Annotated in this window: 25 protein-coding genes; 18 read left to right on the forward strand and 7 right to left on the reverse strand. The window is 70.2% G+C overall.

The genetic code is table 11. The features are described from left to right. Window positions 1–2: 2 nt before the first annotated feature. From ED92_RS26865 to ED92_RS26880, 4 genes are all read right to left on the reverse strand, one after another. Window positions 3–563: a GNAT family N-acetyltransferase gene (locus tag ED92_RS26865; RefSeq protein WP_037343152.1), complete on the reverse strand. Its 561-nt coding sequence runs from the start codon at window positions 561–563 to the stop codon at window positions 3–5. A 355-nt stretch (window positions 564–918) separates the two neighbouring features. Continuing rightward, window positions 919–1,968, reverse strand: coding sequence for an adenosine deaminase (add, locus tag ED92_RS26870; RefSeq protein ID WP_037343154.1), 1,050 nt, complete (start codon window positions 1,966–1,968; stop codon window positions 919–921). 124 nt (window positions 1,969–2,092) lie between these two features. Beyond that, window positions 2,093–2,896 carry a DNA-formamidopyrimidine glycosylase family protein gene (locus ED92_RS26875; protein WP_037343155.1) on the reverse strand — a complete coding sequence of 268 codons (804 nt, stop codon included), beginning with the start codon at window positions 2,894–2,896 and terminating at the stop codon, window positions 2,093–2,095. 6 nt (window positions 2,897–2,902) lie between these two features. Further along, window positions 2,903–3,769, reverse strand: a complete 867-nt coding sequence (locus ED92_RS26880; protein WP_007029346.1) for a ParA family protein — start codon at window positions 3,767–3,769, stop codon at window positions 2,903–2,905. A gap of 109 nt (window positions 3,770–3,878) precedes the next feature. On the opposite strand from ED92_RS26880, the gene ED92_RS26885 reads away from it, so the two are divergent. The 3 genes from ED92_RS26885 to ED92_RS26895 all read left to right on the forward strand — a co-directional run bounded on the left by ED92_RS26885 (window position 3,879) and on the right by ED92_RS26895 (window position 6,594). Beyond that, window positions 3,879–4,613: a methyltransferase domain-containing protein gene (locus ED92_RS26885; protein ID WP_037343156.1), complete on the forward strand. Its 735-nt coding sequence runs from the start codon at window positions 3,879–3,881 to the stop codon at window positions 4,611–4,613. Between the two features lie 149 nt (window positions 4,614–4,762). Beyond that, window positions 4,763–5,980: a DNA polymerase IV gene (dinB, locus tag ED92_RS26890; RefSeq protein ID WP_037343157.1), complete on the forward strand. Its 1,218-nt coding sequence runs from the start codon at window positions 4,763–4,765 to the stop codon at window positions 5,978–5,980. A gap of 197 nt (window positions 5,981–6,177) precedes the next feature. Further along, entirely contained in the window at window positions 6,178–6,594 is a 417-nt protein-coding gene (locus ED92_RS26895; RefSeq protein ID WP_037343159.1) for a DUF3040 domain-containing protein, read from the forward strand. A gap of 137 nt (window positions 6,595–6,731) precedes the next feature. Here the strand turns inward: ED92_RS26895 and ED92_RS26900 are convergent, their stop codons facing one another. From ED92_RS26900 to ED92_RS26910, 3 genes are read right to left on the reverse strand one after another with little or no spacing between them, the layout of a single operon-like run. Continuing rightward, entirely contained in the window at window positions 6,732–9,242 is a 2,511-nt protein-coding gene (locus tag ED92_RS26900) for a DUF3488 and transglutaminase-like domain-containing protein (protein WP_037343161.1), read from the reverse strand. Continuing rightward, on the reverse strand, window positions 9,239–10,513 hold the full coding sequence (locus ED92_RS26905) for a DUF58 domain-containing protein (protein WP_037343164.1): 1,275 nt from the start codon (window positions 10,511–10,513) through the stop codon (window positions 9,239–9,241). Before ED92_RS26905 ends, ED92_RS26900 begins: the two co-directional genes overlap by 4 nt. A 17-nt stretch (window positions 10,514–10,530) precedes the next feature. Continuing rightward, window positions 10,531–11,619 (reverse strand): MoxR family ATPase, encoded by a 1,089-nt coding sequence (locus tag ED92_RS26910; protein WP_037343166.1) that lies wholly within the window; start codon window positions 11,617–11,619, stop codon window positions 10,531–10,533. Between the two features lie 271 nt (window positions 11,620–11,890). Between ED92_RS26910 and ED92_RS26915 the strand changes: the two genes are divergently transcribed. From ED92_RS26915 to mraY, 15 genes are all read left to right on the forward strand, one after another. After that, a complete protein-coding gene (locus ED92_RS26915) occupies window positions 11,891–12,244 on the forward strand; it encodes a hypothetical protein (protein WP_037343168.1) in 354 nt (117 codons plus the stop codon). A 4-nt stretch (window positions 12,245–12,248) separates the two neighbouring features. Further along, entirely contained in the window at window positions 12,249–12,785 is a 537-nt protein-coding gene (locus ED92_RS26920; RefSeq protein WP_081975928.1) for a DUF3558 domain-containing protein, read from the forward strand. 8 nt (window positions 12,786–12,793) lie between these two features. Further along, window positions 12,794–13,372, forward strand: a complete 579-nt coding sequence (locus tag ED92_RS26925) for a PPE domain-containing protein (RefSeq protein ID WP_037343171.1) — start codon at window positions 12,794–12,796, stop codon at window positions 13,370–13,372. Continuing rightward, window positions 13,369–14,121, forward strand: a complete 753-nt coding sequence (locus tag ED92_RS26930; RefSeq protein ID WP_037343174.1) for an ESX secretion-associated protein EspG — start codon at window positions 13,369–13,371, stop codon at window positions 14,119–14,121. Before ED92_RS26925 ends, ED92_RS26930 begins: the two co-directional genes overlap by 4 nt. A 52-nt stretch (window positions 14,122–14,173) precedes the next feature. Then, window positions 14,174–14,701, forward strand: coding sequence for a YbaB/EbfC family nucleoid-associated protein (locus tag ED92_RS26935; protein ID WP_037343177.1), 528 nt, complete (start codon window positions 14,174–14,176; stop codon window positions 14,699–14,701). Continuing rightward, window positions 14,698–15,021 (forward strand): type VII secretion target, encoded by a 324-nt coding sequence (locus ED92_RS26940; RefSeq protein ID WP_037343180.1) that lies wholly within the window; start codon window positions 14,698–14,700, stop codon window positions 15,019–15,021. Before ED92_RS26935 ends, ED92_RS26940 begins: the two co-directional genes overlap by 4 nt. Next, window positions 15,018–16,157, forward strand: a complete 1,140-nt coding sequence (locus ED92_RS26945; RefSeq protein ID WP_037343182.1) for a WXG100 family type VII secretion target — start codon at window positions 15,018–15,020, stop codon at window positions 16,155–16,157. The genes ED92_RS26940 and ED92_RS26945 overlap by 4 nt, the downstream gene beginning before the upstream one ends. Then, window positions 16,150–16,743, forward strand: coding sequence for a hypothetical protein (locus ED92_RS26950; RefSeq protein WP_152611019.1), 594 nt, complete (start codon window positions 16,150–16,152; stop codon window positions 16,741–16,743). The genes ED92_RS26945 and ED92_RS26950 overlap by 8 nt, the downstream gene beginning before the upstream one ends. 648 nt (window positions 16,744–17,391) lie before the next feature. Beyond that, entirely contained in the window at window positions 17,392–17,823 is a 432-nt protein-coding gene (mraZ, locus tag ED92_RS26955) for a division/cell wall cluster transcriptional repressor MraZ (protein WP_005156436.1), read from the forward strand. Between the two features lie 204 nt (window positions 17,824–18,027). Beyond that, window positions 18,028–18,987, forward strand: coding sequence for a 16S rRNA (cytosine(1402)-N(4))-methyltransferase RsmH (gene rsmH, locus ED92_RS26960; protein ID WP_037343184.1), 960 nt, complete (start codon window positions 18,028–18,030; stop codon window positions 18,985–18,987). Beyond that, window positions 18,984–19,694: a hypothetical protein gene (locus ED92_RS26965; protein WP_037343185.1), complete on the forward strand. Its 711-nt coding sequence runs from the start codon at window positions 18,984–18,986 to the stop codon at window positions 19,692–19,694. The genes rsmH and ED92_RS26965 overlap by 4 nt, the downstream gene beginning before the upstream one ends. Further along, window positions 19,694–21,622 carry a penicillin-binding protein 2 gene (locus tag ED92_RS26970; protein ID WP_037343188.1) on the forward strand — a complete coding sequence of 643 codons (1,929 nt, stop codon included), beginning with the start codon at window positions 19,694–19,696 and terminating at the stop codon, window positions 21,620–21,622. The genes ED92_RS26965 and ED92_RS26970 overlap by 1 nt, the downstream gene beginning before the upstream one ends. Window positions 21,623–21,987: 365 nt before the next feature. Then, window positions 21,988–23,493: a UDP-N-acetylmuramoyl-L-alanyl-D-glutamate--2,6-diaminopimelate ligase gene (locus ED92_RS26975; RefSeq protein WP_037343191.1), complete on the forward strand. Its 1,506-nt coding sequence runs from the start codon at window positions 21,988–21,990 to the stop codon at window positions 23,491–23,493. After that, window positions 23,490–25,022, forward strand: a complete 1,533-nt coding sequence (gene murF / locus ED92_RS26980; protein WP_037343193.1) for a UDP-N-acetylmuramoyl-tripeptide--D-alanyl-D-alanine ligase — start codon at window positions 23,490–23,492, stop codon at window positions 25,020–25,022. The genes ED92_RS26975 and murF overlap by 4 nt, the downstream gene beginning before the upstream one ends. Beyond that, on the forward strand, window positions 25,019–26,104 hold the full coding sequence (gene mraY, locus ED92_RS26985) for a phospho-N-acetylmuramoyl-pentapeptide-transferase (protein ID WP_016332673.1): 1,086 nt from the start codon (window positions 25,019–25,021) through the stop codon (window positions 26,102–26,104). The genes murF and mraY overlap by 4 nt, the downstream gene beginning before the upstream one ends. Window positions 26,105–26,106: the final 2 nt, after the last annotated feature.

A 26,106-nucleotide genomic window follows, 5' to 3' on the forward strand; every position in this document is an offset into this window, starting at 1 on the left:
CTCTAACGCTTCGCCTTCCACTCGTCTTCGAGCATCGCGAAGACGAGTTCGTCGGTCCATTCACCCTTGACGACCTCGTTCTCGCGCAGATGCGCCTCCTTGCGCATGCCGAGGCGTTCCATCAGCGCGGCCGACGCGGTGTTGCGTCCGTCACAGCGGCCGATGATCCGGTGCAGGCCCAGCTCTTCGAAGCCGAGGCGCAGCAGTTCGGTGGCGGCCTCCGCGGCGAACCCCTTGCCGTGGTGATCGGGATGGAAGACGAACCCGATCTCGCCCTGACGGTGCTCGCTGCTCAGGTATTCGAGGTTCAGGTCGCCGATCAGCTGCCCGGTCTCGGTCAGCTCGACGGCCACCGCGAGGAGCTGGCCTTCCTTCGACAGGCTGCTGCTGTGCACCCGTTTCGCGAGCGCGGCGGCGGATTCGGCCCGGCTGCGCGGGCCCCAGTAGAGGTAGCGGGCGACGTCGGCGCGGGACTGGAAGGAGTTGAGTTCGTCGAGATCCGCGGAGGTGAAGGCGCGGAGGGTCAGTCGCTGGGTGATGATCGGGAAATCGGGCCTCAGCATGGCGTCAATCTATCCAGTCCACGGGGTTCCCGGGGGCGGAACTGCGGTGGACGGTCTTCTGGGGCGCCGGGCGGCACCCCGGAAATAGGGGTACCCCCGAGGCGGCTCCCGGACGCCGGGAATCGGCGTCCGGGCCCGAGCCGGACCGGTGCTCGGGAACCTCGGGGGCCCGGTGACTGCCTGGTATTCGCTAGCAGGCATCACGCGAAGCAGAGACGACGAGCCGAAGGTGGCTCCAACTTGCGTTGTATCGCTGCTCTGAAGTCCTACGCGTGGGGTCCGCTAGCGGACAGCCACCTCACGAGTCCTGTTGGAATACAACTTTGGACCACCTCCTCTCTCGTGTACCGCCACGCTATGCGAGGAGTTCGGGGTCCTGCAACAAGATTTCGTCGATCTCCCGCAGCAGGGCGGTCTTGTCCGCCGAGGGCAGAAAAGAGGCTTCCACGGCGTTCTTCGCGAACAGGGCGATTTCGGCCGGCGTCAGCCCGAGGGCCTCGGCCACCGCCAGGTACTCGCCGTCGAGGGTGGCGCCGAACATCGGCGGGTCGTCGGTGTTGAGCGTGACGGTCACCCCGTGGTCGAGCAGCCGCCGCACCGGATGCGCCGCGATCGAGGGGAACTGGCCGGTGCGGAGATTCGACGTGGGGCAGACCTCCAGCGGTATCCGTTGCACGGCAAGGTGTTCCAGGAGCGCCGGGTCGGTGTGCGCGCCGACGCCGTGGCCGATCCGTTCGGCGCCGAGATCGTGCACCGCCGACCAGACGGTGGCGGGCCCGGTGGTCTCGCCCGCGTGCGGGACGCTGTGCAACCCCGCCTCCCTCGCCGTGGTGAAGAACGGGGCGAACTGCGCGCGGCCGACACCGACCTCGGGGCCGCCGAGCCCGAAGGACACCAGCCCTTCGGGGCGTTCGCGGAGCGCGAACACGACCGTCTCGCGGCCGGCGACGACCCCTTTCTCGCCGGGAATGTCGAAGCACCAGGCCAGTTCCACCCCGTGGTCGGCCCGCGCCGCGGCCCGTCCGGTGGCGAGCCCGGTGAGGAGATCGTCCGTCGACATCCCGTCGAGCACGTGGTTGTACGGCGTCACGGTCACTTCGGCGTACCGGGCGTTCTGCGCGGCCAGATCGGCCGCCAGCCCGGTGACGAGGGTGTGGATGTCGCGGGCGTCGCGTACGAGCGACGTCACCGCCAGGTAGTTGCGGAGGAAATGCGGGAAATCGCGGAAGGTGAAGAACTCGGCGAGTGCCGAAGGCTCGGTCGGCACTCCCGCGGAAGGCCGTCGGCGGGCCAGTTCCAGCACCGTGGGCAGGCTCGCCGAGCCGACGAGGTGGACGTGCAGTTCGACCTTGGGCAGGGCGTGCACGAACGCGCGCAGCGCCCCGCCCGTGAGGATTCCGGGCATGACAAAGCTCCCTGGGAGAAGTGAAGGGTGACGTGCGGAAGGAGCGGGCGGCTCAGGGAGCGAGGTCGCCGCGTTCGGTGTCGGCCCCGTAGAGCGGGAGCTTGAACAGCGTCACGGGTCCAGCTTAGCCGCCGGGAGCGGGCCCGGACTGGCATTTCGGGCAGAACCAGGTCGGCCTCGCCTGGTACCCGTCGCCCTGGGGCGCGACCTTCAGCCGTCCTCCGCAGCGGAAGCAGCCTTGTTTGGTCCGTTCGTAGACCCAGTGTTCGCGGCCGCGCCGCAGATCGCCGGTGGTGGTCTGCGAGGTGCGCCAGGCGTTGCTCTTCAGCAGTTTGCGGCCGAGCGCGACCGCTTTCGCCGTGTCCACTTCGGACACCGGTGTCCACGGCGTGACGCCGAGCAGGAAGCACATCTCGACCTTGTACATGTTCCCGATCCCGGCCATGATCCGCTGGTCCAGCAGGGCGTCGCCCAGTTCGCGGTCCGGGTCGGCGGCGAGCGCGGCCGCCGCCCGCTGCGCGAGTTCATCCGTCCATTGTGGATCGAGCAGATCCGGGCCGAGGTGGCCGACCAGGCGGTCTTCCTCGTCCGTGGGCACGAGTTCGAGGTCGTGCACGCGGAAGCCGATCGCCTGCAGCTCTTCGGTGGCCAGGATGACCCGCGCCTGATGCGCCGGATGCCGCCAGCGCGCGCCCGCCCGGTAGACGTCCCACTTGCCGTCCATCCGCAGATGGCTGTGCAGGGTCAGGTCACCGGAGAGCCGGGTCAGCAGATGCTTGCCGACCGTGCCGACGCCGAGCACGTCACGGCCGGCGAGATCCGTCGTGGCCAGCTGGGGGACCCGGAACTCGCCGCGCAGCAAGGTCTTGCCCGCCAACGCCTTGTCGAGGACCTTGCCGGCGAGGAAGACGGTGTCGCCTTCGGGCATCGGCGGCTATCCCGTGCCGGTGTCGCTCAGCTTGGCGGGCGCCTCGGTGGTCTCGGGCTCTTCCTCACCGCGGACGCGATGCCGTCCGGCCCGGCTCGATCGCAGGACCTTCGCCAGCACCATGTTGAAGGTGAGCGCGATCTCCTGCGCGCCGGGGGAGTGCCATTCGTGGATCGGGCTGCACGCGCCCTGCGCCTGCTGCACGGCGAGCCGGTCCGGGATGGCCGTCGGCATCACCAGCGGGCCGAAGTTCTCCCGCAGTTCGGCCACGCGGAACTGGTGCTCGTAGGAGCGCACGCGGAGTTTGTTCACCACGACGCCGATCGGCCGCAGCCCCGGGTTCTGCTCCTCGCGGATTTTCTCGATCGCGTCGAGGGCGCGGCGCGCGCCGGAGACGGCGTACATCGTCGGCTCGGTGACGATCAGGGCGCTGTCCGCGGCCACCAGCGCGGAGCGGGTCAGCCTGCCCAGCGACGGCGGGCAGTCGAGGATCACCAGTTCGTAGGGTTCCTCGCGCAACGGGTTCGTGTGCAGCTCGTCGAGCGCGCGGGAGAGGTTCTCCAACCGGCGGCTGTCGGCGTCGGGCTCGTTGAGCATCTCCAGCTCTTCGGCGCCGACGAGCACGTCGATCTGGTCGCTCCACACGCTGGGCGCGATCGCCCGTTCGAGTACCGAACGCACCGGCGTCTCGAGGACGTCGGCCAGTGTGCGATCGGTGAAGGGCGGGTCCAGCGAGGTGGTGGCGTTGCCTTGCGGGTCGAGGTCGGCCACGAGGGTCCGGGCGCCCCTACGCAGCGCGGCGGACGCGACACCGAGGGCGACCGTCGTTTTACCGACGCCACCCTTCAGGCTGAGAACAGCGACCGTGTGCACTCGATACAGCCTACGGGCAGTCCGCGGGGTGGCCCCTTGGCAAGGTGTCGAACACCGCATCGGACTACACCCGACGGGCCGGCGAAGGCGGGCATTACCCTGTGCGTTTATGAAGACGGACACCGTGGCCACGCGGGGATCGGGGGCGGTTCGCCGGGTTCTCGAAGCAGAACTCCGGGCCGCACGGGCGCGAGGCGCACAACAGCCGCACGTCGTCGACGTCGGCGGCGGCAGCGGCGGCTGGGCGGTGCCGCTGGCGTCGGCGGGCTGCCTGGTGACCGTGGTCGAACCGAACCCCAACGCGCTGGCGACCCTGCGCCGCCGCGCCGAAGAAGAGGGCGTCTCCGGAAGCATCACGGTGATCGCCGACGACTCCGACGCGCTCGGAGCCCACGTCGCCGCCGGATCGGCCGACCTCGTCCTCGCGCACGGCCTGCTGGAAGTCGTCGACGACCCGGCGCTCGTGCTCGCCGCGCTGGCCGCCGCGGTCAAACCCGGCGGCGCGGTCTCGGTGCTGGTGGCGAACCGGCACGCCGCGATCCTGCAGCGCGCGCTGGCCGGACGCCTCGGCGAGGCGCGGGAGCTGCTCGCGGCCGAAAGCGGCGTGCTCGGCGGTGGCCGGGAGACGGTGCTGCGGCGGTTCGACGCCGAGGCCCTGCGCGCCCAGCTGATCGAAGTGGGTCTCGAGGTGACCTCGCTGCAGGGCGACGGCGTCGTGGCGGATTTCGTGCCCGGCGGGGTGCGGGAAGAGGACCTGGCCGAGTTCGAGCTGGCGGCGGCGTCGGTCGCGCCGTTGCGGGACATCGCGAGCCGGCTGCACCTGCTGGCCCGCCGCCCGGCCTGATTGTCGCGGAGCCCTTCCGGATGTCATGAAAGGGCCGTTCAGGACGAGAAATGTCCTGAACGGCCCTTTCATGACACTCGAAGCGGGGAACTGTCGGTGGCCCGGGCTAGCGTCTGCCCGTGGGACGAAACGCTGAACTGCCCGGAGGGATGGCCCGCTACCGCGTGACGACCGGGGCCACCACCTGGCCCGACGACACCGGCTGCGGCCTGCTGCACGTCGACATGGACGCCTTCTTCGTGTCCTGCGAGCTGCGCACCCGCCCGGAGCTGGTGGGCAAGCCGGTGGTCGTCTCCGGCGGCGGGCCGAGGTCGGTCGTCGCCGCCGCGAGCTACGCGGCGCGCGAGTTCGGCGTCCGGTCGGCCATGCCGTTCTCGACGGCCAAACGGCTCTGCCCGCAGCTGATCTGCATCACCCCGACACCCGGGCTCTACGGCGAGGTGTCCCAGGGCGTCATGGGGATCTTCCGCGAGCTGACGCCACTGGTGGAGCCGCTGAGCCTGGACGAGGCCTTCCTGGACGTCAGCGGGGCGCTCAAACGGCTGGACTCCTCGCCCGCGCGGCTCGGAGCCTGGATCCGCGAGCGGGTGGCCGCCGACTTCGGGATCAGTTGCTCGGTCGGCGTCGCGAAGGTCAAGTTCGTCGCGAAGCTGGCCTCCGGGATGGCGAAACCGGACGGCATGGTCGTCGTCCCGGCGGCCGAGACGCTCGCGTTCCTGCACCCGCTGCCCGTGTCGGCGCTGTGGGGCGTCGGCAAGCGCACCGAGGAGCAGCTGCGGCAGCAGGGGCTCGACACCGTCGCCGACGTCGCCGCCGCCCCGCTGTCCAGGCTGCGGCGCTCGCTCGGGCGGGCGCTGGGGGAGCATTTGTACGCCCTCGCGAACGGGCACGACGACCGCAAGGTCATCCCCGAGTCGCCGGACAAGTCGATCGGCGCCGAGGTGACCTTCGACGTCGACCTCCACGACCGCTCGGCGCTCGGGCTGGAACTGCTCCGGCTGTCGGAACGCGTCGCCGCCACCTTGCGCCGCCGGGGCCTTCGCGGGCGGACGGTGTCGATCAAGGTCCGGTTCGCGGATTTCAAGACCATCACCCGCGCCAGGACAACCGCCGTCCCGGTGGATGTGGCCCGCGACATCCACCGCACGGCCGTCGAACTCCTCACCGAGCACGCGCCGACGGGCGCAGTCCGCCTGATCGGCGTAAGAGTCGAGGGATTGGACACGGAGAGTAGTGGAGAACAGCTGCTTTTCGCATCTCCCGAACCCCGTTGGCGGGATGCGGAAGTCGCCGCCGACGTCGCGAGGTCGAAGTTCGGTGCCGCCGCGGTGCGGCCAGCGTCACTGCTGACCCCCCGTGACCAGTGACATCGCCTGCTCGGTCGTCTTCGAGAGAGCCGAGTCGGGTGGTTTCGGCCAATTCGATCCCTTCTGGATACGGGATCGGGTAGTCGGACGAGCGCGGGGCTCGTATCCTGGACAGAGACACCCCGCCTGGGGTTGTCTGTTGGGTCCATGACGTTGCGCGGCCCGGCGCCCGCGACAGCTGTGCCGGAGGAGGAAAGATGCCACTCTCCGAGCATGAGCAGCGGCTGCTCGATCAGATCGAGCGCGAGCTCTATGCCGAGGACCCCAAGTTCGCATCCACGGTGCGAGGCACCCGGTTGCGCCGCCCCGCCCGCCGACGGCGTTTGCAGGGCATCGCCCTGTTCGTAGTGGGCGTCGCACTGTTGGTGCTCGGCGTGGTGGTCAACATCCGGGTGGCCGAGATCCCAGTGATCAGCGTGCTCGGGTTCCTCGTGATGTTCTTCGGAGTCATGATGGCCGTCACATCGATTCGGCAAGGAGCCGAAGCGGAGGGCGGTAAGGACAGCGGTGGCCCGGGTGGCGGCGGAGGTGGCGGCGGCAAGTCGTCCACGCGCCGGAGCTCGTTCACCCAGCGCATGGAAGAGCGCTTCCGCCAGCGCTTCGAGGAGCAATAGCTCTCACACACGCGAACATGCCGGCAGGGCGACGCCTTGTCGGCATGTTCGCGTTGTCCTGCCCGGGCTCTAAGCGCGTGAAGGCCTCCTTCCCTCGGCTCAGCCGAGGGAAGGAGGCCTTCACACGCACTCGGGCGCTACTTGTCCCGCCGCCGCAGTGAGCGCGGGAACAGGCGGCCCTTCCACGACATCGGCGCGTTCCGCTTCAGGCTCTTGCGCACCTCGTCGAAGGCCGGGCCCAGCGTCCGGTCGTCGGCCGGCTTGTCCGAGTACCACGACCGCTCCACGACGCCGATGACCGTCCGCAGCCCGGAGCGGCCCTCTTCGTCCAGCCGGTGCTTCTCGACGACCTTCCGGCCCGCCACGCGCACCGTGTCGCCGCCGGACAGCGGCAGGCCGCGGTCCGCGCACTCGTCCATCAGCTCGCGCCACGCCGCGTCGGCCGCGGCGGGGGAGCGGGACGCGATCTTCTGCAGCCGCAGCCGTCGCTTGATCTCCCGGATCGCCGTCGGCGTCCCGAGCCCGCCGAGGACGACCACCAGTGCCAGCGCGAACCACCACGAAACCCACGCAGCCAGGAACGCGAACGCCGCCACCCACAGCGCGATCGCGATCAGCGGCAGCCAGTTCGTCACGTTCTGGTTGTCGAGGAACCCGTGTTCCGGTTCCGGTGCGTCCGGGGAGGACGACGACCGCATCAGCGCCCGGTATCTCAACCGCGACCGCACGATCGCGACCACGGTCAGCGCGGCCGCCAGCCCGCCGAGGATCCCGGCGAGGATCGCGGGCCACAGCGGCTCTTCCTCCTGCTGGCCCGTGCCGCCGTCGGCACCGAGGTCCTCGCCCTGGTCGCGGGGGGTGCCGGTGGCGGGGGCGCTCGACGCGGGCGCGCTCGGCACTTCCTGGGTGTCGTTCGTCGTGGAGCTGCCGGCGTCGTTCTGCAGGTACGGCGGGACGACCGCGCGGCCGTCGAGCAGCGGGGTCGGGTCGAAGCTGACCCAGCCCTTCGTCTGGAAGTAGACCTCGACCCACGCGTGCGCGTCTTCGGAGCTGATCGAGACGTGATCGCCCTTGGGCGTCCCGGAGGTGAAGCCGATGGCGACCCGCGACGGGATGCCGACCGCCCGCAGCATCACGGCCATCGCGGACGCGTATTGCTCGCAGAACCCGCGTTTGCCGTTGAGGATGAAGTCGGCGAGCGCGTCGGAGTCGGTCGCGTCGGCGGTCTTGGTGTCGTACACGAAACCGTTCTGCGCGGTGAAGAACGACCAGAGCGCCTGCGCCTTGTCGAAGTTGTTCGACTCGTTTTCCGTCAGCTGCTTGGCCTTCGCGACCACGCGGGGATCGACGCGGTCGACCTGGGTGAACTGCGGCGGCACCTCGGCCAGGCGGGGGTCGTCGAGCCGGAGTTCGTCCTTCGACGGTTCCTTGATGGACGCGGTCTCGGTGTAGGCGGGCGCGTTCTGCTTGGTCGTGGTGAACACGGCACCGCCGACCGGGTCGTACAGCCAGTTGTCGGCCAGCCCGTTGAGCGCCCTCGGCGCGCCGTAGATCGGCAGCCAGTTGTCGACCCAGTTCGTCGGCTCGATCCGGATCTCGCGTCCGGGCCCGGCGCCGTCGTCACCCGGAGCGGGCGGAAGCCCCTTGTTGGCCTGCACGCCCTGCTGGGCGCGGCCGTTCTGCGCCAGCCCCCAGCCCTTGTTCGGGGTGTAGGTGTCGAGGGTGAACGCGCGCAGCAGCCGTTTGTCCGCGCCCAGCCCGTAGACCTTGAACAGCTCCACGTTCTCGCCCTGGTCGAGCAGGCCACGCAGCTGGGTGAACGGCTCGACGCCGAAGCCGCCCGCGCCACCGCGGCCCGAACCCTGGCCGCCGGGAAGGCTGCCGACGGTGCCGACCCCGGTGACGGCGGTGCCGATCACCAGGCCCATCGCGATCGCGGCGGCCACCACGCCGACAGGCGCCGACAATGTGCTCGCCGAATTGCCCAGTCCGGGCGCGTCCCGGTTGCGCCAGCGGCGATGGCGGTGGTTGCCGTCGACGGCGAGCAGACCGGCGAACGCGGCCGCGCCGAGCAGGAACGTCCACCACGGCAACATGTCCTCGGCCAGCGCGGCCGGGACGGCGTACACGCACAGCAGGACCAGTCCGGTCGCGGCGGGCGCGGCGGCGGCCACGGCCAGCGTGTCGACCAGGACCGCGACCAGGCCGATCGCGATGGTGATCAGGCAGAGGATCGGCGGGGTGCCCTCGACCGGCGGCAGGCCGACGCGGATCTGCTCGGCCGCGGCGGCGAGGACACCACGCAGTTCGTCGAGGGCGTCCGGGCCGGGGAAGATCTTCAGGATCCCGCTGGTGGTGAACGCCCCGGTGATCAGGAGCAGCAGCACCAGCAGTTGCGCCAGGCCGACGACGATGGTCGGCGCGCGCAGCGAGCGCAGGGCGAGGCCGGTCGAGGCGATCAGCACGACGGCGACCAGCAGATAGCCGAACCACGCCCAGCCGGAGACCACGCCGGTGAGCGAGGTCGAGGCGAACAACGTGGCGAGCCCGGCGGCGACCGGCGCGAGCACGCTGCTCGTCCAGACGGGCGGCGGGGCGGCGGGGCGCGGTTTGGGGGTGTGCCGCAGGGGCGGCGCGGTCGCGGTCACAGGCCGCCTCCGATCAGCGTGCCCCGGCGGGTGGCCGTCTGGCAGAGCTCGGCCCAGACCTGCGGCATGGGCGATCCGGGACCGGCGACGACGACGCCCCAGCCCGCGGCTCGCAGCAGCGCCACCGACTCCTCGGTGGCGGCGGCACGGTTTTCGGGCCGGTTGACGCCGGACGACCAGCCGGGGGTGTCGAGCAGCACGGCGAGGCTCCGGATCCCGCGCGGGCGGTACCGGGACAGCTCGTGCACGGATTCGTTGCTGACGGTGCCGAGCACCGCGATGAGTTCCTGTCCCTCGGCCGGGTCGTGGCCGAGGGTGATGTCGCGCTGGTGCGCGGGCTGGAGCGCGGCGAGGACGTCGAGCACGACGTTGTCGTAGTGCTCGCCACCCTCGCCGGGGGTGTCGGCCAGGGTCAGGCCGTGTTCGGTGATCAGGCGGACCCGGTGCCCGGAACGCCGCAGGTGCAGGGCCACGGAGGCGGCGAACGAGACGGCCCATTCGAGGCTCGCCGCGGGGCCGGTGCCGTGGTGCGCGGCCGCGCGGTGGTCCAGCAGCACCGTGGTGCCGCCGCGCCACGGCCGTTCCTCGACGCGGACCATGATCTCGTCGCGGCGGGCGGTCGAGCGCCAGTGGACCTTCCGCAGGTCGTCGCCTTGGCGGTACTGCCGGACGATAACGTCCGACTCGCCCTGCCCGGCGTGCAGGCGGATGCTGCCGTCGTCGCCCGCGCCGATCCCGGCGCCGCTGGGCAGGCCCCACAGGCCGACCACCTTCGGCACGACGACCAGCCGGGAATGCGCGATCAGCTCACGTTCGAACTCGCACAGTCCGAACGGGTCGGTGATCGTCGCCCGCAGCGGGCCGACCTGCTGGATCCCGCGCAGCACCGGCTGCAGCGGATACCGCAGCGCGACCCGGCGGTCGTGGGGGAGGCGTTCGACGACGAACCTCGGCCGCGAACCGAGCGCGTAGGGCACGCCGTCTTCGAGCAGCACCTCACCGGCCGGGAGCCTGCCGTTGCGCCAGAGTTCGAGCTGGACCTCGCCCGGCGAGCCGACCGAGACCCGCTCCGGGCGTAGCGAGCGGGCCGCGCCCAGCCGCAGCCGGGTCGCCGAGATGAAGAAGGCGACCAGCAGCGGCAGGGCGATCACGAACACCGCGACCCGCAGCAGATCCCGTTCGTTGAGCACGAACGAGCACGCCGCCGCGGCGACGCCGGCGGCGAGGAGGCAGCGGCCGCGTGTGGTCAGGCCGGACAGCGCACGCAGCATGGCCACGTTTCCTTTACTCAGCGGTGGTTCGTGCCCGAGGAGCCCTGCGGAACGGGAACGCGGTGCAGGATCGCGCGGACCACGTCGGTGGCCGACCGGCGGGCGGCGTGCGCCTCGGTGGTGAGCACCATGCGGTGGGCCAGCACCGGCACCGCGACCGTGTGCAGGTCGTCCGGGACGACGAACTCACGGCCGGACAGCGCGGCCTGCGCGCGGGCGGCGCGGACCAGCTGCAGGGTCGCCCGCGGCGAGGCGCCGAGACGGATCTCCGGCACCTGACGGGTCGCGGCCACCAGGTCGACGGCGTACCGGCGGATCTCCGGCGACATGTGCACCGAGCGCACCGTCTCGATCAGCCGCTGCACCGACTCGCGGTCGGAGACGGGCTCGAGGTCGGCCAGCGGGTTGTGCCCGGCGTGCTCGTCGACCATGGCCAGCTCGGCCTGCTGGTCGGGGTAGCCGATGGACACCCGCGCGGTGAACCGGTCCCGCTGGGCCTCGGGCAGCGCGTACGTGCCCTCCATCTCGATGGGGTTCTGGGTGGCGATCACCATGAACGGCTCTTCGAGGTGGTAGGTCGAGGTGTCGACGGTGACCTGGTGCTCTTCCATGCATTCGAGCAGGGCCGACTGCGTCTTCGGCGAGGCGCGGTTGATCTCGTCGCCGACCACGATGTTCGCGAACACCGGGCCGGGACGGAACTCGAACTCGCCGCTCTGCCGGTTGTAGATGGACACCCCGGTGACGTCGCTGGGCAACAGGTCGGGGGTGAACTGGATCCGGCTGACGGTGCAGTCGATCGAGCGGGCCAGCGCCTTCGCCAGCGAGGTCTTGCCGACCCCGGGGACGTCTTCGACGAGGAGGTGACCTTCGGCGAGCAGGGTCACGAGCGCGATGCGGATGACGTCGGGTTTGCCGACCAGTACCCGCTCCACGTTGGCGGCGATCCGCCGCGCGGTCTCGTGCAGTTCGTCCAGCGACGCTGGGGCTTCACGGCCGTTCTGCCGGCCGCTGATCGAGCCGGCGCCCGTGGGGTACGGGGCTTGCCCGGTTGCCTGCTCGCCCTGGTGTTCGCCGGGCGTCGCAGACTGGATTCTCGACGTCACTCGACCTCCTGATGCCGCGTGGCTGGATTTCCGCTGGGTCCTCTGCCGGACCGTTCAGTCCCCCGGGCAGCGGTCAGCCTCCCACGAAGTGTGTCAAACTCGGGCGAACTCGTGGGGGGAACCCCGCCAACCCCAGTCGATGACTCTGTGCAACCAGAGACCTTACCTCGATCGGGTGAGGTGAGCGCGTTTTCGGGTGCTCCCGCTGACACCTTGTTTTGTCGTATGCTCCGGTGCGAGGTCGCTCGACTACGGAGAGGCGTAATCGCATATGAGCGAGGTGAGTACCGCCAAGCCGAGGTTCGATCTGAGCGGGTTCGCGGTCGCGCCGGAGCTGGCCGCCGACGCCCACGTGAAGATCTCCGCCCTGCAAGACGTGGTCGGCCAGATGGTCCGCGAGGCGAAGGTGCTCGGCCGCACGGTTCCCCTCGGCGGGGGATACGCGGACGAGGTCGGCAAGTTCATGGCGCAGTACGGGATCGGCGCCGAAGGCTCCGCGGTCGAGGCGCTCACCGCGTTCGGCAAGGAACTCGAGGCGCTCAAGAACCGGATCGAGAAGGCGCTGGCGAAGTACACCCGACAGGATGAACAAGCGGCGGCGGATGTGGATTGTGTCGGCGGCTGACCCCATGAAGTCCGGCCTCTCCGCGCTCGGCGTCCTGGTCGTCCTCACAGTGTCCGCCTGCGGGCAAGGGTCCGCGGGCCAGACGCCGGTTCCGGCCGCCGACGGCGCCCCGGCTCCCGCGTCTTCGTCCTCGGCTCCCGCGCCGGATCGCGGCGTGGATCCGTGCACGCTGCTCGACCCGAAGGACAGGTCGACCGCCGGGATCACCGTGCTCGGCGTCGCGAAGGAGATCAACGGCGCCCGCGCCTGCGACTGGACGGTGCCCGCCACGTTCGGCGTCACCATCACCGTGGACGAGAAGAACGGCCTGGCGGATCTCGAGGTCGAGCGCAAGACCGCCACCAAGACCAAGGTCGGCGGCCGGGAGGCGCTCAAGGTCGCCGACAAGAGGGCCGCCGACGGGACCTGCGCGGTCCTGCTCGGCATGGGGGAGAAGGCGAGCGTCCAGATCGACGTGAGCAACACGAACTTCGCCGACACCCCGCTCGCGTGCGAGCGCGCGGTGACGGTGGCGGGATTGGCCGAACCGAAACTGCCTTAGGAGTGACAGTGCCTGATGGAGAGACGCCGGGACGCGAGGTCCCGGTCGCGGCCACGCGGTACGAGGCGTACAGCCACGAAGCGCTGGCAGCCGAGGTCGAAGCGGGCAACGACCCCGAGGCCGCGGGCGGTATCGGCGCCGGCTGGGACGCGCTCGCGCGGCGCATGCAGGACGCGACGTCGGAACTGGCCGGGCTGGTCGGCAGCAGTGAGGAGAACTGGCGCGGGGAAGCGGGCGACGCGCTCCGCGGCGTGCTGGCCACGGCGTCCGGCTGGCTGGCGTGGTCGGCGGACCTCTCGTCCTCGCTCGGGAAGGCCGTGTCCGGACAGGCCGAGGCCGCCGCGCGGGCCCGCGCCGACATGCCGCCGCCGGTGGATTACGACCCCGGCGCGATGATCCGCGGCGCCGCGGCGGGTGGGAACCTCGCGCTCCTGGCCGCCCTCGCCGACGAGCTGGAGGCCAAGCACGCGGAAGCCGAAGAGGCCCGCCGCAAGGCCGTCGATGTCATGAACACCCGCGATGCCTCGCTGCGTTCGCTGACCCCGCGGGTCTCCTTCGGGAAGCCGCCCGAGCTGGGGCGGTCTTGATCCGGGTTTCCGCGTCGGCGTTCGACGTCCTCTGGACCGATCTGGGGCACGCGGCCCCGCCGTGGCCGTTGTCCGTGCGCAGCGTCGGCACCACGGAAGCGGAACGCGCCGAGATCCGCGGCGCGGTCTACGACAACCTCGCCGAACGAGGCCTCTATGACGGGGACCGGCTCGACGCCGCCCTGGAAGCGCGGCTGGACCTGCTCGCACGCGCCGAGGTCTACGTCGAATGCGAGGCGCTGGCCGACATGACGGCTCCGGCGCCGTTCCGCGCGGTCGCGGCCGCGCGCGGGCGGCACGGCGTGCTGGCCACGCAACCCGAGCAGACCATCGCGCTCTCCGGGATCGGCGACGGCGAGGTGTTCGGCGCGATCGTCGACGTCCTGCCCGAACTGCGGCCCGGCCCCGGTTACGGCATCAGCCTGCCCGCGGCGCGCTTCGGCGACGCCCTGGAGGATCCGGTGTTCGGCGACGGCGGGCGATCGTCGGCTTCGGACAGCCAGCTGCGTGAGGTGCTCGCGATCCAGGCGCGGCCCGTCTACAGCGCGGGCCAGTTCACCGTGCGGACCCGCGACCGCGACGGCCGGGCGCACCGGGCGGGCGGGCTGACCTGGTTCGACACCGACGTCGGCGCGTACTGCGCGGCGCGCACCGAGGGCCGCGGCGGGCAGACGTGGGTGAACGTGTCCCCTGTGGACGGTCCCCGGCTGGCCGCGCGATTGGCTTCGCTGCTCGACCCGGACCGCTAAGTTGTGACGAGACGAAAGCCTGAGGGGGCCTTCGGGAAGTGGGGGTTTCGGAATGACCGTGCCATTCGGTGGCCGAGTGCGGGATCCGCAGGAGTGGATGCGGGAACAGGAGCGGCGCAGCGCCGCTCTGCTCGCCAAGGCGGAACAGGCGAAGGCCGAGCTGGAGAACAACGTCGTCACGCTGAGCAGCCCGGACCGGCTGGTCACCGTGACGGTCAACCCCGGTGGGGGACTGACGTCGCTCTCGCTGTCCCCGCAGGCACAGGAGCGTCCGCCCGCCCAGCTCGCGTCGCTGATCATGAGCACCTACCGCAAGGCGACGACGCGCGCGGCGGACCGGACGCTGGAGATCATGGCCGGGCTGACCGGCGAAGACTCCGACGCGGTGGACTTCATCAAGAGCACCTTGCCGCCGAGGGAAGAAGCGCAGCCCGCCCCGGAACCGGACGACTCCGCACGCTTCGGCGTCTCGGCCGAACCGCCGCCCGCTCCGCCCGCGAAACCCCGGCCGTCCCGTCCCGTGTCCGATGAGGACGACGGCGAGGACTTCCAGCACGTCGACTGGACCGGCCGCTCGTGAGCGGGCCGGGATACGGCGTCTCGCCGGAACGCCTCAAAGCGCACGCGGACCAGGTCGCCGACCTCGCCGATCGCATCCGCGGCGCGGCCTCGGCGGCGAACCAGGTCGGGATGGGCGGCTTCCAGGGCTATGGCCTCCTGTGCGCAGTGCCCGTCGGCGGGGTCCTGCAACTGGCCCAGGGTGACGCGGACGAGCTGATGACCAGCGCGGCGAATCTCGGTGACGCGTTGTCCGACGCGCTGCGGAAGGCGGCCACGGACTACACGAAGATCGACGACGACGCGGCGCAGCTCGGCCGGGACCTGGGGAAGAAGCTGTGAGCGAAGGACCTGTCGCGGGCCCGAGGGAACAGAACCTGGTCGCGCAGAAGAACGAAGAGAAGAAGAACTTCAAGGGTGGCGGCCTGGCGGACAGCCTCGAAGGGCTGGCCGGCACCCTGAATCCCGATCAAGGCCAGGACATCGACTCGTTCGCGCTCGCCATGGACGGGGTCTCGGTCGGGCTGGACCTGCTGTCGATGGGCTTGAACCCGCTCGGTGAGCTGGTGAAGGCCGGAGTCGGCTGGCTGATGGAGAACCTGGAGTTCATCCGCGAACCACTGGAGATCCTCACCGGTGATCCCGATCTGGTCCAGCAGGCGGCACAGACCTGGAACAACATCGCGACGGAACTCGAGGCGGTGGCGGGCGACTACGAAGGTGCGCTGAGCACGACATCCGGGTGGGACGGTGACGCGGCGATCGCGTACCGGCGGATCGCCCTGCAGTACACGCAGTCCTTGCGCGACGTCGCGGCCGAGGCGAAGGATTCGGCCCACTGGATCACCACGGGCGGGATGGTGGTGGCGACCGCGCGGGCGCTGATCTTCGACATCATCGCCGGCTTCATCAGCGATGTGATCACCCGTGCGCTCCTGGCCCTCGCCTCATCGTGGTTCACCCTGGGCGGCTCGGTCGCGGCCTTCACCGCGAGCATCTTCGCCGACGCGGTCAAGGTCATGGCGAAGATCCAGAAGAAGCTCGGCAAGCTGCTCAGTGCCATCCAAAAGTTCGTGAAACGGTTCGAAGGATCGAGCGACCGGGCCCGGGAGGCGGCACGGGCCCTGGGGCGTAAGGCTTCGGACCTGGGCCACGAGGCCAATCAGGCGATCAAGGCCAGTGACAAGACACTGGACGCTTTCAAAGCCGACAACCTCAAGCTCGCGAAGAAGGCCTTGGACTCCGACGCGACAGGTGCCGAGCGTGTGCTCAAACACGCGCGGGGCGGGATGAACCGGATGGAGAACACCGTCGCGGGCAAGATCGCCGACAACACCTACCTGAAGGTCGGGAAGGAAGCAGGCAAGGCCGCCGCGGAGAATCGCGTCCAATACGACGGCGGATCGGCCGAGCGCGGCAGGGTCACACCGCCCACCACCGGCCGGATCAGCGGAACGCTCGACGACGACGATGACTGAACGGACCGGACAAGACGAGCGGCCGGTTCGGAAACGGCGAGGCCGGGTCAGTCTGAGGGTGCTCTCCGGTGTCGTCGTCGCGGTGGTGACCGCGTGGTTCATGTTCTCGCTCGGATTGTCACTGGGGATCAGCGACACGGGGAAAGTGGACCGGTTCGGGGTGGCGCGCATCCAGGAATGCCACCGCAGCCCGCTGCGGTTCTGGCTGATCCATGTCTGCCAAGCCGAGGTGACGTGGGATCGGAAGGCGCCGGGCAAGCCCCTCGTCAGTTCCGCTGTGATCGGTTCGGTTTCGAACCTGTCGGGCGAGGTGAACGTCGTGTCCTACCAGTCCGCGGGCCGCTATGGCGGGTCGCAGTACAACGCCGTCCCCGTCGAGCGCCCAAGGCCGCTGTTCCCGTTCGGTTGGTGGTTCTTCTTCACTGTCGTGAGCTTGGTCCCCGGGTATGTCGCCGGGTGGTTCGCGGGCAAGGGCATCGACCGGCTCCTGCCTGAACCGACGGAGAAACCCAAGGACTGGCGCGGCGTCAGCCGTCGCGCCACATCGGGAATGAACGGACGCCGTCGCAAGCGCAACCGCGGCTGACCTCGTGAGTGGCGAGGACGGTTAGAACCAACCGTGTCCTGGATACCTAGTGGCGGCCTTGCGTGATTGGTTGGACGACACACGTGATCAGACGGACGACATGTGTGTCTGAACGGACGGCACGGGGCGGAGGCTTCGCCGCAGGTGTGTCGTCCATCTGGTCACGTGTGTCGTCCGTCTGATCACACGTGTCGTCCGATCAGTCACGCGAAGGCGCCGTTCGGTACAGGTCCTCGTGCGTGGCGAGGACGAGGGCCGCAGTCCTTTGTCGACCCGGGTCATGGGATGACCCGACGGTCACCCTCCATTGTGTCCTCGGCGGTCCCCACCACGCCCCACCGGATTCCCCACTTTCACCCCCACTCCGCACCACAGCAGGGTTCCGGCGGCCGATATCCGGACGTGTCAGGCATGGATGAGGTTGCTTCGATACCCGCCCAGGGGGATCTTGGCCACCGTCCCCCACCGAGCCCCCACCAGGCCCCACCTGGCTGACCAGCGAAAACGTCTGACACGACGGAGTGGTCGCGGCTTTTGCCGCGTTGACTGTGGTGAAAAGTGGGGTACGGTGGTGCGCAGTGGGGCAGAAGGGAGCCCCGTGGCCGGGCTTGGCTGTTCGCAGCCGAGATCGGTAGGGAGGTGGAGCCGGTGTTCCTCGGCACCCACACCCCGAAACTGGATGACAAGGGGCGGCTCACGCTGCCCGCGAAGTTCCGCGACGCGCTCGCCGGTGGGCTGATGGTCACCAAGGGACAGGATCACTGTCTCTTCGTCTTTCCCCGGGCCGAGTTCGAGCAGATGGCGAGGAAGGTCGCCGACGCCCCGTTCACGAACGAGGCGGTCCGGGCCTATCAGCGTTATCTCTTCGCCGGGACGGACGAACAACGCCCGGACGGGCAAGGACGTATCGCGATCGCGTCCGAGCTCCGACGCTATGCCGGGCTGAACAAGGAGTGCGTGGTGATCGGGGCGATCACCAGGCTGGAGATCTGGGACGCCCAAGCGTGGCAGGGCTACCTGGACGAACACGAGGACAGCTACGCGAAGGCTCGAGAGGAAGTTCTGCCGGGCGTCTTCTAGACGTGGCCGAGGAAGCACCCACGCCGTCGGGGGGCGCGGGTTCACGCTTCGGACACGCCGGGAACCGTCCACACGGATGCCGTGAGGCCTCTGTCCGCTCAGTGGCCCTGGTACACCTTCCCCGGTACCAGGTCAGCAGGCGGGCGGACAGGGACCTGACGGCATCCGGCATCTTCCCCGGCACTACAGGAAAGGGGGGAAGACATGGCAGACGAACACGAGCACGTCCCGGTGTTGCTCGACCGCATCGTCGAACTGTTCGCGCCGGTCTTCTCCGACCGCGAGGCCGTGCTGGTCGACGCGACCGTCGGGCTCGGCGGTCATTCCGACGCGCTGCTCACCGCGTTCCCCCGGCTGCGCCTGGTCGCCCTCGACCGTGATCCCAACGCGCTGGAGCTTTCCGCGAAACGGCTTGCGCCGCACGGTGATCGTGTCGACTTCGTGCACGCGGTCTACGACGAGATGCCGTCCGCGCTGCAGGGACTCGGACTGTCCAGAGTGGACGGGATCCTGTTCGACCTCGGGGTGTCCTCGATGCAGCTCGACCGGGCCGAGCGCGGTTTCGCCTATTCCAAGGATTCCCCGCTCGACATGCGCATGGACCCGACCACCGGGTTCACCGCGGCCGACGTGCTCAACACCTACGCCCCCGGCGAGCTGATCCGGATCCTGCGCGACTACGGCGAGGAACGGTTCGCCCAGCGGATCGTCAAAGCCGTTGTGGCGGAACGGGAGAAGGAACCCTTCACGCGCAGCGGACGGCTGGTGGAACTGCTGTACGACGCGGTCCCCGCGGCGAGCAGGCGCACCGGCGGACATCCGGCGAAGCGCACCTTCCAGGCGTTGCGGATCGAGGTCAACGGCGAGCTGGAGGTGCTGCGGCGGGCGATGCCGCGGGCGCTGTCCTGCCTGGCCGTCGGCGGCCGCATCGTCGTGGAGTCCTATCAGTCCCTCGAAGACAGGCTGGTCAAGCAGGCCTTCGCGGAACTGGCGAAATCCCGGACGCCGGAAGGGCTTCCGGTGGAACTGCCGGGCCACGGCCCGGAACTGAAACTGCTCACCAGAGGGGCCGAGAAGGCCGGCGAGGCGGAGACCGAACAGAACACGCGGGCCGCCTCCGTGCGGCTACGGGCCGCCGAACGGATCGGAGACCGAGCACGATGACCGCTCCCGCGAAGTCCCGCGGCCGCCGGACACCGCCGCCCGGACGGCGTGCCCGCGCGACCGCCACCGCCGACCAGGCGACCGACACCACCGAGACCACGACGTCCCGCGCCTCCCGTGGCCGGACGTCGGCGGCCGAGCGCGCCTACGCCCGCCGTGCCCAGCGCGCTGACCTGCTGCAGCGAGACCAGCAGCGCAACCGTCCCGACGCGGAAGGCGGCGCGGGCAAGGAAGAGCCGAAGAAGAAGCTCAAGCTGCGCTGGCCGCGTTCGCGCGCCTCGTTCGTGCTGATGATGATGGGCATGCTGGCCGTCGGTGTGGCGTGCACGCTGTGGCTGACCACGCAGGCCATCGCCGATTCGTACCGGCTCGAACAGCTCCGCACGACCAACGCCGGGCTCGCCGAGGCGAAGGAACGGCTGCAGCGCGAGGTCGCGAAGGCCGAGTCGCCCGCATCGCTGGCGCCCAAGGCCAGGGAACTGGGCATGGTGCCCGGCGGCGACCCCGCGCATATCGTGGTCGGCCCGGATGGACAGTCCACTGTGGTCGGTGAGCCGAAGAAGGCCGAAGGGGAGGCGCCCGCCGCCTCGACCGAATCGACGGCGCCCCCGCCCGCCGAGGGAACGCAGCAGGGCACCCCGTACGAGGGCGACCAGCCCGCGGTGCCGCAGGAGAACGCGGCGACCCCGGCGCAGGGAGGTCAGTGATGTCGCCCGGCCGCCCGGCTCAGGCCAGGGCCAGGTCGGCGGGAAGCGCGCGGCGGACCTACGCCGCCGGGACCCGTCGTGCCACCGCCCGCCGGGGCAACGGCGGGAACCGGAGCCGGTTCACCGGTGTCCGGATCCTGCTGATCGTCGTGATGGTGCTCGCCGGCCTCAAACTGGTGCAGGTGCAGTGGTTCGAGGCCGGCGCGCTGTCCGAGGCGGCGGAACGGCAGCGGACGTCGGTGATCGAAAGTCCCGCGCAGCGCGGCTCCATTCTGGACCGCAACGGGACGAAGATCGCGTTCAGCGTCGAGGTCCGGACGCTCGCGGTGAGCCTGAACTGGCTCCACAAGACGATGGACGACTTCGCCGCGAAGAACCCGACCAAGGGCAAGAACTTCGAGTCCGAGGTGGCGGGCGCGGCGAAGCTGATCGCGGCCAAGCTGCCCGGGGTGATCACCGAGCAGGAACTGCTGGACAAGTTCCACAAGCCGGACGGCTTCACCTACCTGGTCCACGACATCGAACCTTCGGTCGCCGAGGCGATCGTCAAGGAATACCCGTGGATCAGCGTCGAGAAGCGTTCGAAGCGGGAGTATCCCGGTGACTCGGTCGGCGCGAACATCGTCGGCTACGCGAACTGGCGCACCGACGACAAGGACGTCTCCAAGCACAACCTGCACGGTGGCTACGGTCTCGAAGCCTCGCGGGACAACGATCTAGCCGGAACACCGGGCCGCAAGATCGTCAACACCCGGAACGGCAACGACAATCTCGTCATCCCGGGTACCGAACGGGACATCCAGAACGCCGTCCCCGGTTCGGACCTGCAGCTCACGATCGACACCGACCTGCAGTACGAACTGCAGCGGCAGCTGAGCGATTACGTCGCCAAGTCGAAGGCCAAGGGCGGCCAGGCGGTCATTCTGGACTCGAAGACCGGCGAGGTCTACGCGCTGGCCAACGACAAGACCGTCAACCTCAACGACCCCGCTTCGCGCAGCGAGACGGAGAACCTGAACAACCGCGCGGTGACCACGCCGTTCGAACCCGGTTCGGTGAACAAGATCGTCACCGCCGCGGGCGCGATCGACGCGGGTATCACCACGCCGGAGGCCTCGCTGCCGGTGCCGGGTTCGTTGCAGGTCGCGGACAAGATCGTCAAGGACGCCTGGCACCACGGCACCCAGCAGTTCACCACCACCGGCATCTTCGCGAAGTCGTCGAACGTCGGCACCCTGTTGCTGGCGCAGAAACTCGGCGAGGACCGGTACGCGGATCTGCTCAAGAAGTTCGGACTCGGCCAGCGCACCGGGCTCGGCCTCCCCGGTGAGAGCCCCGGTGTCGTGCCGCCGCGCAACCAGTGGTCGGCCACGACCTTCGGAAACCTGCCGATCGGACAGGGACTTTCGATGACCGTCGTGCAGATGGCGGGGATGTACCAGGCCATCGCGAACGACGGCCTGCGGGTGGAACCCCGGGTGGTCAAGGCGAAGGTCAACCCGGACGGGACCCTCGTCCCGGAACCGGCGCCGAAGACCGTCCAGGTCATCAGCCCGCAGGCGGCGAAGACCGTACGCGAGATGATGCGCGCGGTGACGCAGAAGGGCCGCGGGCAGCAGAGCGGCACCGGGCCGAAGGCGGCGCTGGAGGGCTACCAGATCTCGGGCAAGACGGGCACCGGCCAGCAGGTCGACCCGCAGACGAAGACGTACAGCAACCATCTGTACAACATCACCTTCGCCGGGATCCTGCCCGCCGACAACCCGCGTTTCGTGGTCGGCATCCGGCTCGACGCGCCGGACGCCACCCTGCAGCAAGGACTCTCGGCCGCGCCGCTGTTCCATTCGGTGGCCGCGTACCTGGCGCAGCGGTTCCAGATCCCGCTGTCGGACGGTCCGTCGCCTCAGGTGCCGCTGGTGCTTTCCTGACGTGACACGCGTGTCCGGAGCCGCAACTCGCGTGCTTGAAGGCGGAACTCGCGTGTTCGGGGCCGGATCTCGCCCAGCGGGAGCGCGCTGAGGCTCGCTGTCCTCAAGCGACAGTCGGAAGCCCTTGCGTGCCAAGGAGAGCTCGCGAAACCCATTACCACGAGCATGATCGCCGCGCTCACACCCCGCACCGCTTCAGTCACCCGAATGCCGCGCCGGTAACCTCCTTGGCTGTGTCGGTGCCTACTTCAGATCCCCGCAGCGGTCCCGCCGTCGAAAGCGGGTCCGGCGCGACGGCTGCCCAGGTCCCGGACAGCCCGGTCAAGGCCGTCGCCGCACCCCCTCGTCCGGCCAGGATCGAGCCGATGCCGCTGGGCACGCTGCTCGCCAGGGCGGGCGCCCGGCTCGTGGTGGGTGGCGACGACCACCCGGCCGCGGCCGAGTTGACGGTCACGGGCAGCACGCTCCGCGCCCAGCACGTCCTCCCCGGTGACCTTTTCGCCGCGCTTCCCGGTGCTCGCGCCCACGGCGCGGACTTCAGCGACCAGGCCATCGCGGCCGGTGCGGCCGCCGTGCTCACCGACGAGGCCGGTGCCGAGCGCCCGGTGCTCCGCGACGCCGGTGTGCCGATCCTGGTGCACCCGGACCCGCGGGCCGCCCTCGGCGAGATCGCCGCCTGGATCTACGGGGAGCCGTCGCTGGAGCTGTCGGTCCTCGGCATCACCGGGACGTCCGGCAAGACCACGACGTCGTACCTGGTCGACGCCGGGCTCAAGGCGGCCGGGCTCACCACCGGGCTGATCGGCACGGTCGAGACCCGGATCGCGGGGGAGCGCCTCGCCAGCGGGTTCACCACCCCCGAGGCGCCGGATCTGCAGGCGCTCCTGGCGGTGATGGTGGAACGCGGCGTCACGCACGTCCCGATGGAGGTCTCCAGCCACGCGCTGTCGCTGGGCCGGGTCAACGGCACGCGCTTCGCGGTCGGGGCCTTCACCAACCTCTCCCAGGATCACCTGGACTTCCACAAGGACATGGAGGAGTACTTCGCCGCCAAGTCGCTGCTGTTCGACGGCCGGTCCACCGCCGAGGTGGTCGTCGTCGACAGCGCCTGGGGCCAGGCACTCCTCACCCCGCACACGGTGACCGTGTCCACCGAGCCGGGGACGGACGCGCTGTGGCGCGCCACCGACCTCAACCCCACCCCGGCCGGCGAGCAGACCTTCACCCTCCACGGCCCCGAGGGCCTCACCGCCGCGGCCAAGATCCCGCTGCCGGGTGAGTTCAACGTGGCCAACGCCGTGCTCGCGGCCGCGATCCTCGACACCGCCGGTGTCCCGCTCGACGCCATCGTCGCCGGGCTCGCCTCGGTCGAGGTGCCGGGCCGGATGGAGCGGGTCTACCTCGGCCAGCCGTTCACCGCGGTCGTCGACTACGCGCACAAGCCCGCCGCGGTGGCGCAGGGGCTCGACGCGCTGCGTGCCCGCACCGAGGGCCGGATCATCACCGTCCTCGGCTGCGGCGGGGACCGTGACACCGCCAAACGCCCGGTCATGGGCGAGGCCGCGGTCCGCCGCAGCGAGGTGCTGATCGTGACCGACGACAACCCGCGGTCGGAGGATCCGGCCGCGATCCGGGCGGCGATGCTGGCCGGTGCCCGCAACGCCGGACCGGCACTGGGCGGCGAGATCCTCGAGATCGCCGACCGCCGGGAAGCCATCGTCCACGCGGTCGAGCTGGCCCGGCCCGGCGACATCGTGCTCATCGCGGGCAAGGGCCACGAGACCGGCCAGGAGGTCCAGGGTGTCGTGCACCCGTTCTCCGACCGGGAAGAGCTGGCCGCCGCCATCCGCAGACGTCTGGAGACAGTGTGATCGTGCTCAGCCTGGCCGAGATCGCCGCCATCGTCGGCGGGCGGCTGCATCGGACCGACGGGACCGCCGAGGTCACCGGAAGCGTCGAATTCGACACCCGCGAGGTCACTCCCGGCGGTCTGTTCATCGCGCTGCCCGGCGCGAAGGTCGACGGCCACGACTTCGCCGCGCGGGCCGTCGAGGCGGGCGCCGTCGCGGTGCTCGCGGCCCGCGAGGTCGACGCCCCGGCCGTGATCGTGCCGCCGCTGGCGGCCGGCGAGGGGCACGAGCGGGCGTTCGCGCTGGTCTCGGACAAGGACGGGGCGGGTGCCGCGGTGCTGGCCGCGCTCGCCAAACTCGCCCGGCACGTGATCCAGAAGCTCGCGGGTGACCACCTGACCGTCGTCGGGGTCACCGGTTCGGCGGGCAAGACCTCCACCAAGGACATCATCGCCCAGCTGCTGGAGCCGCTCGGCCCGACGGTGGCGCCGCCGGGCTCGTTCAACAACGAGCTGGGCCACCCCTGGACGGCGCTGCGGGCCGACGACTCGACGCGGCAGCTCGTGCTGGAGCTCTCCGCCCGCGGGCCCGGCCACATCGCCGAGCTGGCGGCCATCGCGCCGCCGCGGATCGGGGTCGTGCTCAACGTCGGCACCGCGCACGTCGGCGAGTTCGGCTCGCGCGAGGGCATCGCCAAGGGCAAGGGCGAGCTCGTGGAGGCGCTGCCGAGCGCCGAGGACGGCGGTGTCGCGGTCCTGAACCTCGACGACCCGTACGTCGCGGCCATGGCGAGCCGGACGAAGGCCCGGGTCGTGTTCGTCGGCGAGAGCGAGTCCGCGCAGGTCCGCGCGGTCGACATCACCCTCGACGACGAGGCGCGCGCGTCGTTCCGCCTGGTCACCCCGGACGGCGAAGCACCGGTGAAGCTGCCGCTCTACGGCGAGCACCAGGTCGGCAACGCGCTCAGCGCGGCCGCTGTGGCCCTGGAGATGGGCTCGACGGTCGAGGAGGTCGCGGCCCGCCTGTCGAGCCTGGAGCGACGCTCCGAGCGCCGTATGGAGGTCACCACCCGCGCCGACGGCGTCACGGTCCTCAACGACTCCTTCAACGCCAGCCCCGAGTCGATGCGGGCCGCGCTCAAGGCGCTCGCGTCGATGAGCGCGAACCGCCGCTCCTGGGCCGTGCTCGGCGTGATGGGCGACCTCGGCGAGAACTCGGTCGCCGCGCACGACGGCATCGGCAGGCTCGTCGTCCGGCTCAACATCGACAAGCTCGTGGTCATCGGCCAGGCCGCCGCGGCCACCCATCAGGGTGCCCAGCACGAGGGTTCCTGGGGCGAGGAGTCGGTACTGGTACCCGACGTCGAGGCCGCCATCGCCCTGCTGCATGATCAGCTCCGCGCGGGAGACGTGGTGCTGGTGAAGGCGTCCAAGGCCGCCGCCCTGTGGCGGGTGGCCGACGCCGTGCTCGCCGCTCCCGTAACCGACGCTGAATCCCCTGTAGTAGCCCCTTCCCCCTCTCACGAACGCTCGAACGGTGGTGACGCGTGATCAGCATCCTGATCGCGGCCGCGGCGGGCCTGCTGGTCTCCATCCTCCTCACTCCCTATCTGATCCGGGTGTTCTCCCGGCAGGGCTTCGGCCAGGAGATCCGGGAGGAAGGACCGCAGGGACACAAATCCAAACGCGGTACCCCGACGATGGGTGGTGTCGCGATCATCGTCGCGATGGTCGTCGGGTATTTCGTGGCGCATCTGATCAGCGCGCTCAGCGGCGGCAACGGCACCGGCGGCCCGTCCGCCTCGGGGCTGCTGGTCCTCCTGCTGGCCGTCGGCCTCGGGCTCGTCGGGTTCCTCGACGACTTCATCAAGATCCGCAAACAGCGCAACCTCGGGCTGAACAAGACCGCGAAACTGGTCGGCCAGCTCGTCGTCACGATCGCCTTCGCGATCCTGGCGCTGCAGTTCGCCGACGAACGCGGGCTCACCCCGGCGTCGGAAAGCCTGTCCTACGTGCGGGACCTCGCGCTGATCACCTTCCCGTCGGTGTTCTTCGTGATCTTCTGCTACATCGTCATCTCGGGCTGGTCGAACGCGGTGAACTTCACCGACGGCCTCGACGGTCTCGCCGGCGGCACCGCGGCGATGGTGCTGGCGACCTACGTCGTCATCGCGTTCTGGCAGACCCGCCTCTCGTGCGCGGTCACCCCGCAGGCCGCCTGCTACGACGTCCGTGACCCGCTGGACCTGGCGGTGGTCGCCGCCGCGGCGACCGGCGCCTGTGTCGGCTTCCTGTGGTGGAACGCCGCACCGGCGAAGATCTTCATGGGTGACACCGGTTCGCTGGCCCTCGGTGGCCTCGTCGCCGGGCTGTCGATGACCACCCGCACCGAGCTGCTCGCCATCGTCATCGGCGGTCTGTTCATGGTCGAGATGATCTCGGTGGTCGCGCAGATCGCCGTGTTCCGCACGACCCGGCGGCGGCTGTTCCGGATGGCCCCGTTCCATCACCACTTCGAGCTCGCGGGCTGGGCCGAAACCACCGTCATCATCCGGTTCTGGCTGCTTTCGGCCATCTGCTGCATGTTCGGTCTCGGCCTGTTCTACAGCGAACAGCTCGGTCTCGGGGGTTAAGC

The sequence above is a fragment of the Amycolatopsis sp. MJM2582 genome, from assembly GCF_000754115.1.
GTDB lineage: Bacteria > Actinomycetota > Actinomycetes > Mycobacteriales > Pseudonocardiaceae > Amycolatopsis > Amycolatopsis japonica.